This window comes from Noviherbaspirillum sp. (genome assembly GCF_036846085.1).
GTDB lineage: Bacteria > Pseudomonadota > Gammaproteobacteria > Burkholderiales > Burkholderiaceae_D > Noviherbaspirillum.
Genome location: NZ_DAIUCO010000146.1, coordinates 1 through 12,912 on the forward strand (window position 1 = coordinate 1; position 12,912 = coordinate 12,912).

Consider the following 12,912-nt stretch of genomic DNA (forward strand, 5'->3'; position numbering starts at 1 on the left):
GCAATAAAAAACCCCGCCTTCGAAAAAAGACGGGGTTCGTCAGCAGTCTGAAAGGCGATCTTAGGATCGCCTTTTTGTTTGGCGCTTCGATTCAGGATCAGTCGAGCCGACGGTCATATGAGGCATCAACCCCCTGCGCCTTCGCTTGACACGGGCGTTCATGGCTTGTTTAATACGTGCTGCAGATTTCTCTGCGACAAGAAATGGCGCGATACAACAGCATAAAAAGCAAACAGCGCCATCAAGGTATTTTTCTATTCCGAGGGGACACGAGTGAATAAAACCGAATTGATCGATCATATTGCAAAGTCTGCGGACATCTCCAAGGCGGCTTCTACCCGCGCATTGGATGCAATGATTGGCGCAGTAAAAACCACGCTGAAAAAGAATGGCACTGTAACCTTGGTTGGTTTCGGTACATTCTCCGTCGGCAAGCGCGCCGCTCGTACCGGGCGAAATCCGCGTACCGGTGACGCGATCAAGATCAAGGCGGCCAAGGTTCCGAAATTCCGTCCCGGCAAAGGATTAAAGGACGCAGTTAACTAGTGCACGTCCGCGAAAGATGTTGTAGAATTGCGGTCTTCATGACGTGGTGACAAACGTCATATGTTTGACAGCTAAGTGTGGATCCGGGTGCTTAGCTCAGTTGGTAGAGCGGCGCCCTTACAAGGCGTAGGTCGGGAGTTCGAGCCTCTCAGCACCCACCAAAAGCGGTCAAGCAGCATGCAGCAAGAATAAGTAGTTTAGGAGTGGTAGTTCAGTCGGTTAGAATACCGGCCTGTCACGCCGGGGGTCGCGGGTTCGAGTCCCGTCCACTCCGCCAATAACCAAAAAAAGGCGAACGCGAGTTCGCCTTTTTTCATATGCGATACACATATCGCGATTCGTCTGTGATTGGCTGACCATGTTTGATTTTATTCGCTCCCATCGTCGTTTGATGCAGTTCATTCTGCTGCTGTTCATCATTCCGTCGTTCGCTTTTTTCGGCCTCGAGAGCTATACCAATTCCCGTGGCAGCGAAAATGTCGTTGCCAAGGTTGCGGGACAAAACATCACCAAAGAAGAACTTGATGCCGCGCAGCGGGAGCAGATGGATCGGTTCCGCCAGATGTTCGGCCCGCAGTTCGACCCGAAAATGTTTGATACGCCGGAGGCGCGGCAGAACGTTCTCGATACCTTGATCGCACGACGCGTCATCGCCGCCGAAGCCGCCAATAAGAATCTGACGGTGCCCGACCAAGTATTGCAGCAGAACATACTTTCCATTCCGGGACTTACTACGCCAGAAGGCAAGTTCGACGGCGAGCAGTACAAATCGCTGCTTGCCATGCAAGGCATGACCCCGGCATCGTATGAGGCGCGCTTGCGGCAGGACCTTGCCTTGCAACAGATCAACGATGCAATCCAATCCACTGCATTCGCACCGAAGACGGTTGCGTCGAAACTGTCGGATCTGAATGATCAGCAGCGCGAAATCCAGGAAATGCTGTTCAAGCCGACCGACTACGCATCGAAGGTGAAAGTCACGGATGAGATGCTGAAGGAATACTACGAAAAGAATGCTTCGCAGTTCCAGATTCCTGAGCAAGCCCGGATCGAGTATGTGGTTCTGGATAGTGCGGCATTGGCTTCCCAGATCACCGTGAGCGATGCGGACGTCAAATCGTATTACGATCAAAACACCAAGCGCTACACCGTGGATGAACAGCGCCGTGCCAGCCATATCCTGCTTACGGTGAAGAAGGACGCATCGGATGCGGACAAGGCGGCAGTCAAGGCTAAGGCAGAGAAGTTGCTGGAGCAGGTGAAGAAAAATCCTGCCGAGTTCGCGAAGATTGCAAAGGAAAATTCCCAGGATCCCGGCTCGGCAGAGCGGGGAGGCGATCTGGACTTCTTCGGCAAGGGCATGATGGTCAAACCATTTGAAGACACGGTCTTCCAGATGAAGAAGGGCGACATCAGTGGCCTTGTTCAATCAGACTTTGGTTTTCACATCATTCAATTGACAGACGTGAAAGCGGCTTCGGTCCAGCCGCTGGAGGAAGTGAAGGGCGAAATCGCAGCCGAGATCAAAAAGCAGCTTGCGGCGAAAAAGTACACGGAATCGGCAGAGACTTTCAGCAATATGGTGTACGAGCAATCGGAGAGCCTGAAGCCGGTGGCTGACAAGCTCAGCCTGAAAATTGAGACGGCATCTGGTATTACCCGCAGTCCTGCGCCGAATGCGGCAAACGCGCCTTACAACAACCCGAAGTTCTTGTCATCGCTCTTTTCCGATGAAACGCTGAAGAACAAGCGCAATACCGAGGCGGTCGAAGTTGCGCCGAATACATTGGTCGCCGGACGGGTCGTTGAGTACAAGCCGGTCACAAAACGTCCGTTTGAAGAAGTGCAGGCTGTCGTCCGTGAACGCGTGACCAGCATTGAGGCCGCCAAGCTGGCTGAGCAGGAAGGCAAGGCGAAGCTGGCCGAGGTGAAAGCGAAGCCGGATGCCGCAGGCTTCAGTGCCCCGAAGGTCGTCTCCCGGACGAAAGCGGAAGGCATTCCTGGTCCTGCTCTGGCAGCGGTCATGAAAGCGGACACAGGAAAATTGCCTGCGTACGTTGGTGTCGACTTCCCGAACCAAGGGTATGGAATTTACCGCATCAACAAGGTTACTCAACCTGCCAATACGGACACTGGCCGCCGCCAGGCGGAGCAGCAGCAACTTGCCAACGCCCTTGCGCAGCAGGAAATGCTTGCCTATGTCGAGTCGCTGAAAGCCAAGGCAAAGGTTGAGGTCGTAAACGGCGGTGCGAAGAAGGATGCCAATCAGCCTGGCAACGAGTAAGCGCGGCGTGATTCGCTCATCCGCCTAGCGCAGGATGAAACAGCTGTCGCTGTCGGCTTGCAACATGCAACTGGCACGAATTAAAACCGGTCCTTCGGCTATAAAGCGAAGGGCCGATTTTATTTTAATAGTGCTATATTTCGCACCTTATTTCGCCAGCATTGGCTTGAGATGCGGCCAGACATTTTTCAGTATCAAGGGCTGCGCTTCGGCCGTGGGATGAATACGGTCACCCTGAAAAAGCTGCGGCTGCTCGGCGACCTCTTCAAGAAGAAACGGAACCAGATCCGTTTTCTTCTCTTTCGCAAGCCTGGCATAAATGGCGGCGAATTTCTGCGCATAGTCACGCCCGTAGTTCGGCGGAATTTGCATGCCGACCAACAATACCCTTGCCCTGGCTTTTTGGGATGCGGTAATCATCGTGGCGAGATTGTCCTCGGTCGCATTCAACGCCAATCCTCTTAGCGCGTCATTTCCACCCAACTCGATCACCACAACATCCGGCTTATGCTGCTCCAGCAATGCGGGCAGGCGCGAACGCCCGCCGCTGGTTGTTTCCCCGCTGATGCTGGCATTCACAATGCGTGCATCCAATTTTTCCGCCTGGAGGTTTTTCTCCAGCAATGCCACCCATCCGCTGCCGCGGGCCAATCCATACTCTGCGGACAGGCTGTCTCCAAGCACAAGCACTGTTTTTGATGCAGAATAGGCGCTCGACGCAATTAGGGCGAACGCAAGCAATACCGCCGTTCGAAACAAATTCATCACTTCTCCAAATTTCTTACCGTCCCGCATGCGAGATCCTTCCACAGTTGTATCCAATGCGATTGAAGTCAGCAAACTCACCAAGCGTGTTGCCGATGCGACCGGCGAGCTCACTATCCTGAATGACATTGATTTTACAGTGCGACCCGGCGAGACGCTGGCGATCGTCGGTGCATCGGGTTCGGGGAAATCCACGTTGCTCGGCCTACTTGCCGGCCTGGATACGCCGACCAGCGGCACCGTCAAGCTGGATGGCGCCGATATTTTTGCGCTGGACGAAGATGGCCGGGCCGGGTTGCGCCAGGCCAAGCTGGGATTCGTATTCCAGTCCTTTCAGTTGCTGACCCACCTGAATGCCCTGGAGAACGTGATGCTTCCGCTCGAACTGCGGCGGGACGGTGATGCGCGGGAAAAAGCGGAGAAAATGCTGGGCAGGGTAGGGCTATCGACCCGTCTCAAGCACTATCCGAAGTACCTTTCCGGCGGGGAGCAGCAACGCGTTGCGCTGGCGCGCGCATTCGTGACCGAACCGCCATTGCTGTTTGCAGATGAGCCGACAGGCAGCCTCGATGCCGCCACCGGCGAATCTGTCATCCAGTTGATGTTCGAGCTGAACCAGGAACGTCGCTCGACATTGGTGCTGGTCACGCACGATCTCGCGATTGCCGCACGCTGCAAGCGAACCATCACGATCACCGCCGGCCGTCTCGTCTAACCGGACCGAAATAGTCCGGCACGCATTTCGCCAATTTTCAGGCGATGTTTTTCATTCCCCTTCTCCGGCCACCCCGATCGGGAGCAAGCGGCGTCGGGAAAGACGAAATGCCTCCTAGCAGGCTCTATTCGCGGGCTGCGCCGTCAGATCATTCATCAATTGCCGGACTTCCGGAATCAATTCACTTGCAGTAAGCCCGACCGGCCCGATGCCACGCTGTACCAGTACGTCCGCCGCTCGTCCATGCAACCAGACCGAGGCGAGCGCTGCCTCCCATGCCGGCCAGCCTTGCGCAAGCAGAGCGCCGCATATCCCGGCGAGTACATCACCCGTTCCTGCGGTCGCAAGCCCGGGATTGCCGGTCGTATTGATCACGGCAAGGCCATCCTGGCGCGCCAGCACGCTGCCGGCGCCTTTCAATGCAACAATGCTGTTGAATGATGCGGCCAGTCGGCGTGCGGCGGAGATTCGGTCCGCCTGAATGTTCGTGCTGCCGGTTGACAGCAGTCGAGCCGCTTCGAGCGGATGCGGGGTCATTACCGCAGGGGCGCTTCGTGCGACCAGCAATTGCCGCAAGGTCGCGTCCGATGCCAGCAGGTTCAATGCATCGGCATCCAGGACCAGGGGCAGGGTGGTCTTCAATACGCGCGCAAGCACATCGGCGGCATCGTCCTTTGTACCGAGGCCCGGGCCCGCGACCAGCACACCATTGCTGAATGCATGCAGCTGTGCCGGCCTGCACATCAACTCCGGCTGGAGGGCGTCGTAGGCTGGCGGCGTGTCCAGAAAAGCGGCAAACACGCGGCCTGCGCCGGCTTTCGCACCAGCACGCGCAGCGAGTATCGCCGCGCCGGCCATTCCATGCGCACCTCCGACGATGGTGAGGTCTCCGAAGCTGCCCTTGTGCGAGTTGCGTTTGCGCGGGCGGAGACAATGCGAGAAATGCGATAGCCCGTTCAGGCTGATTGTTGCGCCCGGAAAAAAACTGTCGTCCAGGTCGAGAGGTGCAACCTCGACTTGGCCGGCGTGGTCGGCCCCATCGGCGGTATGCAGACCGGGTTTATTGCCGATGAACGTAATCGTATGGCTTGCGCGCACCGCGACGCCATGAGGGCCGACGATGTTGCCGGTATCCGCGTCCAGGCCGCTCGGTACATCCAACGCCAGCAAAGGACAATCAACGTCATTCAACGCATGGATCAAGGCAGCGGTGGCACCGTCGATCGGCCGGGTGAGACCGATACCGAACAAGCCATCGATGATCAGACTCCAGCGTCGGCCCAGGCACTCCTGCCAGCGATCGATGCCCAGCATGTCGACGCCGTTACTCCGCGCATGCTGCAATGCCTGATGTGCATCGACAGGTTGCTTCGCCGGATCGGCCTGCAGGAGTACAAGGACCGGCACACCGGCACGCAGAAGGCAGGCTGCGGCCACCAGCGCATCGCCGCCATTGTTGCCCGGTCCCGCAAGGATGAGTACAGGATCGCTGGAATTGGCCTCCCGAATGAGCCGCAAGGCCATTTCCGCGCTCGCTGCGCCGGCGCGTTGCATGAGCGTTCCCGGCGGATGTGCGGCAAGCGCCGCGCGTTCGATGCTGCGAATGGTGGTCTGGTCGTACAGCAATGAGGGATCAGGCATGGTGTGCGCTGTCGAGGCGGAAAACTCAGATTCTATGCTTATCCGGCAGTATGCCAAGCAGGGACGCGGCATGATCGGCAATGGCCAGCGATGCAGTCAGACCGGGCGACTCGATGCCGTACAGTCCCAGATAATGCGGGCTGCCATGGGATGCAAACAGAAAGTCCGCCGCTGGTGTGTCCGGCGGGCTGATTTTCGGCCTGACGCCCGCATAGGCAGGCTGCAGCGAACCATCCGGCAGATCCGGCCAGTAGGCGCGAATCTCGCCATAGAATGCGGCGGCATGCGACGGATCGACACGGTAATCGATGGCGGCAATGTCGGTGTCGTCCAGCCATTGGATGTCAGGGCCGAAACGCGCCTGACCGCCGAGGTCAAGGGTGAGATGCACGCCGAGACCGCCGGCTTCAGGGATGGGATAGATCAGGTGCGAGAACGGCGCCTTGCACCCCAGCGCGAAGTAACTCCCTTTCGCAAAGTACGCCGTCGGGATCGTGGCGGCGTCGAGGCCATCGATCATGGCAGCGATGCGTGGCGCCCAAAGGCCGGAGCAGTTCACGACAGTATCCGCCTGCAGTTCGATCAGGTCGCCATCCCCCGATATGACCTCCAGCAGGATGCCGCCGTGCGCATGGCGTCCTCTGGAGATCCGGCTGTCGAATGCGATTGCGGTACCGGCGCTTTCGGCATCTGCCTGCAAGGACAGCATGTAGGCATGGCTGTCGATGATGCCGGTATTCGGCGAATGCAGGGCTGCCACGCACGACAGGGCCGGTTCCAGATTACGTGCCGCCTCGGCGCTGATCGCGGTGACCTCGCTACAGCCGTTGGCATGCGCCTGGGTGAGAATCGCGTTCAGTTTGCCAAGCTGTTCAGGTGATGTCGCCACCACGAGTTTCCCGCAACGCCGGTGTCCGATGCCGCGTTCCATGCAATATGCATAGAGCGCATCGCGGCCCTGGACGCAGAGCCTCGCTTTCAGGCTTCCGGTCGGATAATAAAGGCCTGCATGAATGACTTCGCTGTTGCGCGAACTGGTTTCCATGCCGATCGCCTTCTGCGATTCGACAACCGCCACCTCGCGTCCTGCTTGGGCGAGTGCGCGTGCCACGGCGAGGCCGACTACGCCGGCGCCGATGACGATGCAGTCGATGCTATCCATAGCGTGACAAGGTCAGGCCATCCATATCGATTTCCGGGGCTCGCCCGGAAATGATGTCGGCGACGACCTTGCCGGAGCCGGCGGCCATGGCCCATCCCGTCGAGCCGTGGCCGATGTTCACGTAGATGTTGCGTACGGGGGTTGCGCCCAGCAATGGCGGGCCGTCCGGCAGCATGGGGCGGATGCCGCACCAGAATGTCGAGGTGTTGTAGTTCGCCGCGTCGGGAAACCAGTCGTCCCCGACCTTCACCAGGGTACGGATGGCGGCCTGGTGCAACTCGACATTTCGCGATCCCAGCTCGGCCGTGCCGGCGACACGAATGCGGTTGCCCATGCGGGTGATGCCGACCTTGTACGATTCGTCGACCACCGAGGCGCGCGGCGCCCGATCAAAATTCTTGATCGATGCCGTTGCCGAATATCCCTTTACCGGATACAAGGGAATCTGTATCCCGAGCGGCTTCAGCAACCGGGCGCTGTCGATGCCGGCGGCGACGACCACCGCATCGGCTGAAAAAATCTGGTCGTCGATGCGCAACGCAACCCGGCCGCCCTCAGGCTGGATCGAGTGCACGCTGCTGGTGAAGTGGAAATGGACGCCGATCGAGTGCGCGATGTACTTCAGTCGCTTGGTGAATAACGGGCAGTTACCGGATTCATCCTGCGGCAGGTACAGGCCGCCGCTCAATGCCGTCTGCTCATGCAGCGACGGCTCGATGGCGAGCGCGCCTTCCGCGTCGACCACCTGGTGCGGCACGCCGGCTTCCTCCAGCATCGCACATGCCGGTTCCGCCAGTTTCATGTCGTGCTGGGAGCGAAAGAGTTGAAGTACTCCCTGTGTCTGTTCGTAATCGATCTGGAATTGCTCGCGCATTTGCTTGAGGACATCGCGGCTGTAGAACGCGACACGTTGCATGCGCTCCTTATTAATGCGGTACCGGTCGATGTCGCACTCGGCCATCCATTGGCGCACCCAGCGCCAGAGCGCACGGTCCAGGGTCGGCTTGAGCAGGACGGGTGCTTCGGATTTGAAGAGGTAGGAAAGAATCTTCTTCGGCATGCCCGGCGCGGCCCATGGCATCGCATACCCGGGAGCGATCACGCCGCCATTGGCGTAGCTTGCCTCCTGGGCGACATTGTGGTGCCGTTCGACGACGACCACTTCATGTCCGGCCGCGGCAAGATGATAGGCGGTACACACGCCGACCACGCCGCCGCCGATCACCACGATTTGCTTTGCCTGTGTCACTTGATCAATCCGTTGAGAGGGAGATGCTGCGACGATCCAGTATCATGCGGCGCGGGCACATTGCCGATGTCGCCATGGATGGTGCTGTGTGCAACAACATCACACTGGCGGAATTCAGCTTTGAAAGCATCGAGGGCGGCATGAGATAAACCTGCGTGAGGGAAGTGAATGTGATGACAATGCCTATGGGTAATGCCGGGCCTGCGACGAGCCGCATGAGGCGTGGCCGTGCCGCAAGATTATACGTTGAGCGCAGGATCCGGATGTGCGAGTGTCGGTGCGGAATAACAATAATTGAGCAAAAAATTGCGGCACAATGTCGAAGTTGAAAGGGATCTGTTGTGAAGAAAACCAGTGAATCGTTCTTCGTGGACATCCAGCCGGGCGGGCTGCAATTTTCAGCTGATGGTTCAACGCCTCTGCTCATTTCCGCCGAACGCGCCGGGATCCGCATGCCGAGTTCTTGCCGCAATGGCACTTGCCGTACCTGTCTCTGCCGCGTGCTCAGCGGGCAGATCCGATACGGCATCGAGTGGCCCGGTGTCAGCGCGGATGAAAAGAAGGAAGGCTACATGCTGCCGTGCGTTGCCTATCCGTTATCGCCCCTGGTGATTGATGTGCCGCTTGCGGCAGCCGCCGGCCAGCCGCGCAACCATTCACCATCCTAGGAACCTGGCGGTCCAGTCGCCGCATTCCATGACATTCATGCATACACGTTTCATCGAATTTTTCCGCCGCTTATTCCGGCGCATCGCCGGTTACTTTCTGACGTTGCGGAATCCCGAACTGGGATGGCAGGCGAAGGCAGGCTCTGCATTCAAGGGCCTCGCCTCCCTGGCCATGATCTTTTTCGTCTTGCTGTGCATGTACGCCATCGTGCTGATTCCATTCACGCCGAGCATTGCCGATATCCGGAAGGCCAAGGTCGAGCAGCCCAGCGTGATCATGTCGTCCGACGGCAAGCGGCTGGCGGTGTTCAAGCGCGTCAACCGCGAGTGGGTGGAACTGAACAAGGTGTCGCCACATGTCATCAGCGCACTGATCGCCACCGAGGATCATCGCTTCTATGAACACCACGGCGTCGACCTGAAGCGCACCGCCAGCAGCATCGTGAAAACCCTGCTGGGCGATCCGCAGGGCGGTTCAACGATCACGCAGCAACTTGCCCGCAATCTGTATCCCGAAGAGATCGGCCGGCAGCGCACCATCACCCGCAAGCTCAAGGAAGTGATCACCGCGCTGAAGATCGAGTATGCCTACAGCAAGAAGGAAATCCTGGTTACGTACCTCAACACGGTGCCGTTCCTGTACAACGCTTTCGGCATCGAGATGGCGGCCCGTACCTATTTCGACAAGTCGGCCGACAAGCTCAGCGTTCTCGAAAGCGCGACGCTGATCGGGATGCTCAAGGGCACCAGCTACTACAACCCGGTACTGAACCCCGAGCGGGCAGTCAAGCGACGCAACATCGTGCTGTCGCAAATGGCAAAGCGGGAGGTGCTGGCGCAGTCGAACGTCGAGTCGCTGATGCGCCGGCCCATGGTGCTGAATTTCGAGCGCCAGCCGGAAGCACTGGGCCCAGCCCCGCATTTCGCCGAGCATATCCGCAAGTGGCTCATCAACTGGACCGACCGCAACGATTTCAACATTTACTCCGACGGATTGATCATCACGACGACGATCGACTCGCGCATGCAGGCCGCCGCCAACAAGGCGCTGGAACGTCAGACAGAGGCACTGCAGGCAGTGGCGGACGTCGAATGGGCGCGGCGTTCGGGGCAGCTCGAGTCCACCAACGCCAACACCTATATCGGCATGCGCAGGCAGGTGCAACCGTTCAGCCATTTCTGGCAGACGAAGGAAGCGCTGGTCAATGCATTCATCCGCGAGACGGGTGCATATCGCAACGCGGTGGCGGCCGGCGAGGAGCCGGATGCCGTACTGGAGCGACTGCAAGGCGATCAGGAATTCATGGCCAAGCTGCGCACGGAAAAGACCCGCCTGCAGGCCGGACTGGTCGCCATCGATCCGCTGAACGCGCATGTCAAGGCGTGGGTCGGCAGCCGGGACTTCAATGTCGATCAGTATGATCATGTGGCGCAGGCCAAACGGCAGCCCGGGTCGACCTTCAAGCCGTTTGTGTACGGCGCCGCGCTTGAGGAAGGCATGTCCCCCCGCAAGCAGTTCCTGGACCAGCCTGTCGAGATACCCCTGCCGGATGGCGGCGTATGGCGACCGACCGATGTCTCCGCGCCGACGGGGCGTCCGATGAGCGTCCGGGATGGCCTGGTGTATTCGAGGAATAGCATTACGGCGCAGGTCATGCAGCAGGTCGGGCCGGGCAAGGCGGCCGACTTTGCGCGCAAGGCCGGGATCCGGCAAAGCACGCTTGAGGAAGTCCCGGCACTGGCGCTCGGTACCAGCCCGGTTACGCCTCTGGAAATGGTTGCTGCTTACAGCAGCATCGCAACGAGAGGCACATACCGCACGCCGGTGCTGGTCACGCGCATCGCGGACAAGCATGGCAAGGTGATTGTCGAATTCGGCGCCGAAAGCAAGCGGGCGATGACGCCGGAGACCGCCGACCAGTTGATCGACATGCTGCGCGGGGCGGTCAACCAAGGTACGGGGCAGGCGATCAAGACGCGCTTCGGTCTGCGTGCCGATGTCGCCGGCAAGACAGGGACGACCCAGAACAATACCGACGGCTGGTTCGTGCTGATGCATCCGCGACTGGTCGCCGGTGCCTGGGTAGGTTTCAACGACGCCAGGGTCACCATGCGCAGCGACCATTGGGGGCAAGGTGCGAATACCGCGTTGCCGGTGGTCGGCGACTTCTTCCAGCAGGCGCTGCGCGCCAGGCTGGTCGATGCCGGTATCGTCTTCCAGCGGCCGCAAACGTCGGTGGTCGAATCCGCGCTTAACTGGTTCGAGCGTTTGTTCGGAGGGAACAAATCCGATGCGCCACCCGCTCCCTCGGCGCCGACACCGCCGGGACCATCACCCAAGCCGGGAAAGGAAGAGGGCGGGTCGCTGCTCGACCAGATCGAGCAGATGGTGGACACCGTGCGGGACTGGCAGCGCACCTATGAGCGCGAGAAACGGAGAGTTGAGGACATCATCAACTATTTTCGCCGCCTGTTCGAGTAATCCGCGAGCGACGAATCAATGCCGATGCCGGTGATGGATATCCGGTACATGCGGATGGGCATGCACGAGTGGCGCATGGCGATGCGGGTGCACATGCGGTTCTTTCCCAGCCCATGGGAAATCATGATCGTGCTGGTGATGCGCATCGTGGCGATGAGAATGGTTGTGCGTCATGTCTTCATGCGCGTGCGGGTGTGAATGCGTTTCCGTGAGATGCAGCCAGATGCCTGCGGCCATCAGCGTACCGGCGATCCAGAACGCCGGACCGGGCGTGTCCTGCAGCAGCGCCAGCGAGACAACGGCGCCGACGAACGGTGCGACGGAAAAATAGGCGCCCGTTCTGGCGGTACCCAAATTGCGCAGTGCCAGCACGAACAGGACTAGGCTTAAACCGTATCCGCAGAAGCCGATTGCACCGGCGCGCAATACGATCGCCATATCCGGCAGCGGGAAGCCAAGCGAGAAGGCGATTCCCAGGTTGACCGACCCGGCTGCAAGTCCCTTGATCCCAGCGATCTGCACCGCGTCGCCTGCCGATACCTTGCGCGTCAGGTTGTTATCAACCGCCCAGCACAAGCAGGCCGCTGCGATCGCCATTGCGCCCCAGGGCGGGCCGGCGACGGGGCGCTCATTCCACGCAGCAGCAAGCCGGCGGCGACAATCGGCGCCATGCCCGTCGCAACCCGCCGGTCGACATTTTCCCGAAAAACGAACCAGGCCAGAAGCGCGGTCAGGACGCCCTCCAGATTCAGCAGCAGGGATGCCGATGATGCCGGCGTATTCGTGAGCCCCATCATCAGCAGGACCGGGCCGGCGATACCGCCGGCGGCGACCGCACCGCCGAACCACGGCAGGTCTTTCGCAGTCAGGCGGGGACCGTGAACGGCGCGGTTGCCTCGGGCCATCAGGCGCAAGCCCATCCACCCCATCAGGCCGATACCACTGCCAAGGTATAACAAGCCGGCAAGCATGACCGGAGCGGTATCGTCCACCAGCATCTTGGCGAATGGTGTACTTGCGCCGAACAGTGCGGCGGCAAGCAGCGCGTACATGATTCCTGTGTGCATGATTCATCCGAATCAGAATGGGTCGGGCCGGCATGTGCCGTCAATGATAATCTTTGTTCGACTCGGTTCATGCGGTCCAGTGCCCTGTTCAGTGCTCTGCAAAGGACCTAGACGCAGCGTTGCGACGACGGTATGGACAATGAACGAGACAGCATCTACGATCAGCACTCCTTTTCTTTCACTCATCCCTTGAAAGGTTAGACATGGCAATGGACGAAATCGACTATGAAATTTTTGGCGCGGACATGCAGTACGTCGAAGTGGAACTCGATCCGGGTGAGGCGGCGGTCGGTGAGGCCGGAATGATGATGTTCATGCAGGACGGCATCGAGA

At 59.3% G+C, this 12,912-nt stretch carries 10 protein-coding genes, 2 tRNA genes and 1 pseudogene; 8 read left to right on the top strand and 5 right to left on the bottom strand.

What is annotated here, in order from left to right; genetic code table 11:
- Positions 1-273 precede the first annotated feature (273 nt).
- The 4 genes from V7080_RS16415 to V7080_RS16430 all read left to right on the top strand — a co-directional run bounded on the left by V7080_RS16415 (position 274) and on the right by V7080_RS16430 (position 2,830).
- Complete coding sequence (locus V7080_RS16415) at positions 274-546, top strand: HU family DNA-binding protein (protein ID WP_334189470.1); 273 nt, start codon at positions 274-276, stop codon at positions 544-546.
- A gap of 85 nt (positions 547-631) precedes the next feature.
- Positions 632-707: transfer RNA gene (locus V7080_RS16420), tRNA-Val, on the top strand.
- A 39-nt stretch (positions 708-746) separates the two neighbouring features.
- Positions 747-823, top strand: a tRNA-Asp gene (locus V7080_RS16425).
- Between the two features lie 81 nt (positions 824-904).
- Positions 905-2,830, top strand: a complete 1,926-nt coding sequence (locus tag V7080_RS16430; protein ID WP_334189471.1) for a SurA N-terminal domain-containing protein — start codon at positions 905-907, stop codon at positions 2,828-2,830.
- 147 nt (positions 2,831-2,977) lie between these two features.
- Here the strand turns inward: V7080_RS16430 and V7080_RS16435 are convergent, their stop codons facing one another.
- A complete protein-coding gene (locus V7080_RS16435) occupies positions 2,978-3,595 on the bottom strand; it encodes an arylesterase (protein WP_334189477.1) in 618 nt (205 codons plus the stop codon).
- A 28-nt stretch (positions 3,596-3,623) separates the two neighbouring features.
- Here V7080_RS16435 and V7080_RS16440 point away from each other — a divergent pair, with 28 nt between their 5' ends.
- Positions 3,624-4,310, top strand: a complete 687-nt coding sequence (locus tag V7080_RS16440; RefSeq protein ID WP_334189472.1) for an ABC transporter ATP-binding protein — start codon at positions 3,624-3,626, stop codon at positions 4,308-4,310.
- Positions 4,311-4,424: 114 nt separating this feature from the next.
- On the opposite strand, the gene V7080_RS16445 is transcribed toward V7080_RS16440, so the two are convergent.
- From V7080_RS16445 to V7080_RS16455, 3 genes are read right to left on the bottom strand one after another with little or no spacing between them, the layout of a single operon-like run.
- Complete coding sequence (locus tag V7080_RS16445; protein ID WP_334189473.1) at positions 4,425-5,951, bottom strand: NAD(P)H-hydrate dehydratase; 1,527 nt, start codon at positions 5,949-5,951, stop codon at positions 4,425-4,427.
- A gap of 25 nt (positions 5,952-5,976) precedes the next feature.
- Positions 5,977-7,113, bottom strand: a complete 1,137-nt coding sequence (locus V7080_RS16450; protein WP_334189474.1) for an NAD(P)/FAD-dependent oxidoreductase — start codon at positions 7,111-7,113, stop codon at positions 5,977-5,979.
- Entirely contained in the window at positions 7,106-8,398 is a 1,293-nt protein-coding gene (locus V7080_RS16455; protein ID WP_334189478.1) for a D-amino acid dehydrogenase, read from the bottom strand. Before V7080_RS16455 ends, V7080_RS16450 begins: the two co-directional genes overlap by 8 nt.
- A 305-nt stretch (positions 8,399-8,703) precedes the next feature.
- Here V7080_RS16455 and V7080_RS16460 point away from each other — a divergent pair, with 305 nt between their 5' ends.
- Positions 8,704-9,030 (top strand): 2Fe-2S iron-sulfur cluster-binding protein, encoded by a 327-nt coding sequence (locus V7080_RS16460; protein WP_334189475.1) that lies wholly within the window; start codon positions 8,704-8,706, stop codon positions 9,028-9,030.
- Positions 9,031-9,067: 37 nt separating this feature from the next.
- A complete protein-coding gene (locus V7080_RS16465; protein WP_334189476.1) occupies positions 9,068-11,512 on the top strand; it encodes a penicillin-binding protein 1A in 2,445 nt (814 codons plus the stop codon).
- Positions 11,513-11,527: 15 nt separating this feature from the next.
- On the opposite strand, the pseudogene V7080_RS16470 reads toward V7080_RS16465, so the two are convergent.
- Positions 11,528-12,579 (bottom strand): annotated as a pseudogene (locus V7080_RS16470) (DMT family transporter).
- 203 nt (positions 12,580-12,782) lie between these two features.
- Between V7080_RS16470 and V7080_RS16475 the strand changes: the two are divergent.
- Positions 12,783-12,912: AIM24 family protein (locus tag V7080_RS16475; RefSeq protein WP_334189479.1), on the top strand; the 130-nt coding region annotated here is incomplete at its 3' end.